Below are 2,906 nucleotides of genomic sequence, written 5' to 3'. Positions count from 1 at the left end.
AAAGCAAGAACAACCAAAACATAATATGCCAGCAGAGGTTAAGGTCAAAGAGCCTGAATTAAGAGACGGCACGACGATAAAAGATGAGAAGATAGAGATAGAAATAAAGCAGGAACAACCAAAACATAATATGCCAGCAGAGGTTAAGGTCAAAGAGCCTGAATTAAGAGACGGCACGACGATAAAAGAAGAGAAGATAGAAATGGGAACAAAGCAAGAACAACCAAAACATAATATGCCAGCAGAGGTTAAGGTCAAAGAGCCTGAATTAGCAGATGGGACGACGATAAAAGAGGAAAAAGTAGAGTCAATCCCCTCACTCTCCACTCCGCAGTTTTCACTACTAAAAGAGTCAATGTTAGAGCAGTCAAATACTGGTAAGCTGTTTGAGGTTAAGGCAAAGGAGCCGGAAATAATAGTTGGGACAACGATAAAAGATGAGAAGATAGAGATGGAAACAAAGCAAGAACAACCAAAACATAATATGCCAGCAGAGATTAAGGTCCAAGAGCCAAAATTAGGAGACAGCACGACGATAAAAGAAGAAAAAGTAGAGATAATCCCCTCACTCTCCACTCCGCAGTTTTCACTACTAAAAGAGTCAATGTTAGAGCAGTCAAATACTGGTAAGCTGTTTGAGGTTAAGGCAAAGGAGCCGGAAATAATAGTTGGGACAACGATAAAAGATGAGAAGATAGAGATGGAAACAAAGCAAGAACAACCAAAACATAATATGCCAGCAGAGGTTAAAGTCCAGGAGCCTGAATTAACAGACGGCACGACGATAAAACAAGAAAAAGTAGAGTCAATTCCATCACTCTCCACTCCGCAGTTTTCACTACTAAAAGAGTCAGTGCCAGAGCAATCAAATACTGGTAAGCCGTTTGAGGTTAAGGCAAAGGAGCCGGAAATAATACTCGGGACAACGATAAAAGATGAGAAGATAGAGATGGAAACAAAGCAAGAACAACCAAAACATAATATGCCAGCAGAGGTTAAAGTTCAGGAGCCTGAATTAACAGACGGGACGACGATAAAAGAAGAAAAAGTAGAGTCAATTCCCTCACTCTCCACTCCGCAGTTTTCACTACTAAAAGAGTCAATGTTAGAGCAGTCAAATATTGGTAAGTCGTTTGAGGTTAAGGCAAAGGAGCCGGAAATAATAGTTGGGACAACGATAAAAGATGAGAAGATAGAGATAGAAACAAAGCAAGAACAACCAAAACATAATATGCCAACAGAGGTTAAGGTCAAAGAGCCTGAATTAACAGATGGGACGACGATAAAAGAAGAAAAAGTAGAGTCAATTCCCTCACTCTCCACTCCGCAGTTTTCACTACTAAAAGAGTCAATGTTAGAGCAGTCAAATATTGGTAAGCCGTTTGAGGTTAAGGCAAAGGAGCCGGAAATAATAGTTGGGACAACGATAAAAGATGAGAAGATAGAGATAGAAACAAAGCAAGAACAACCAAAACATAATATGCCAACAGAGGTTAAGGTCAAAGAGCCTGAATTAACAGATGGGACGACGATAAAAGAAGAAAAAGTAGAGTCAATTCCCTCACTCTCCACTCCGCAGTTTTCACTACTAAAAGAGTCAATGCCAGAGCAATCAAACACTGGTAAGTCGTTTGAGGTTAAGGCAAAGGAGCCGGAAATAATAGTTGGGACAACGATAAAAGATGAGAAGATAGAAATGGAAACAAAGCAAGAACAACCAAAACATAATATGCCAGCAGAGGTTAAAGTCCAGGAGCCTGAATTAACAGACGGCACGACGATAAAAGAAGAGAAGGTAGAGATAATTCCATCATTCTTCCCTGGTCACTTCTCACTACTAAAAGAGCCGGTGTCAGAGCAATCAGGTAAGCCGTTTGAGGTTAAGGCAAAGGAGCCGGAAATAATAGTTGGGACAACGATAAAAGATGAGAAGATAGAGATAGAAATAAAGCAAGAACAACCAAAACATAATATGCCAGCAGAGGTTAAAGTCCAGGAGCCTGAATTAACAGACGGGACGACGATAAAACAAGAAAAAGTAGAGTCAATTTCCTCACTCTCCACTCCGCAGTTTTCACTACTAAAAGAGTCAGTGCCAGAGCAGTCAAATACTGGTAAGCCGTTTGAGGTTAAGACAAAGGAGCCGGAAATAATAGTTGGGACAACGATAAAAGATGAGAAGATAGAGATGGAAACAAAGCAAGAACAACCAAAACATAATATGCCAGCAGAGGTTAAGGTCAAAGAGCCTGAATTACCAGATGGGACGGCGATAAAACAAGAAAAAGTAGAAATAATTTCCTCACTCTCCACTCCGCAGTTTTCACTACTAAAAGAGTCAATGTTAGAGCAGTCAAATACTGGTAAGCTGTTTGAGGTTAAGACAAAGGAGCCGGAAATAATACTCGGGACGATGATAAAAGATGAGAAGATAGAGATAGAAACAAAGCAAGAACAACCAAAACATAATATGCCAGCAGAGGTTAAGGTCAAAGAGCCTGAATTACCAGATGGGACGACGATAAAACAAGAAAAAGTAGAGATAATTCCCTCACTCTCCACTCCGCAGTTTTCACTACTAAAAGAGTCAATACCAGAGCAATTAAATACTGGTAAGCCGTTTGAGGTTAAGGCAAAGGAGCCGGAAATAATACTCGGGACGATGATAAAAGATGAGAAGATAGAAATGGAAACAAAGCAAGAACAACCAAAACATAATATGCCAGCAGAGGTTAAGGTCAAAGAGCCTGAATTAACAGACGGGACGACGATAAAAGAGGAAAAAGTAGAGATAATTCCCTCACTCTCCACTCCGCAGTTTTCACTACTAAAAGAGTCAATACCAGAGCAATTAAATACTGGTAAGCCGTTTGAGGTTAAGGCAAAGGAGCCGGAAATAATACTCG

The 2,906-nt window shown here is 40.2% G+C and carries 1 protein-coding gene; it reads left to right on the top strand.

Annotated elements, in window-relative coordinates:
* On the top strand, positions 1–2,906 hold a 2,906-nt coding region (locus AB1422_10500; GenBank protein ID MEW6619746.1), incomplete at both ends, for a hypothetical protein.

The sequence above is a fragment of the bacterium genome (assembly GCA_040757115.1).
GTDB lineage: Bacteria > UBA9089 > CG2-30-40-21 > CG2-30-40-21 > SBAY01 > JBFLXS01.
This window is presented reverse-complemented; position numbering and strand designations above follow the sequence as displayed.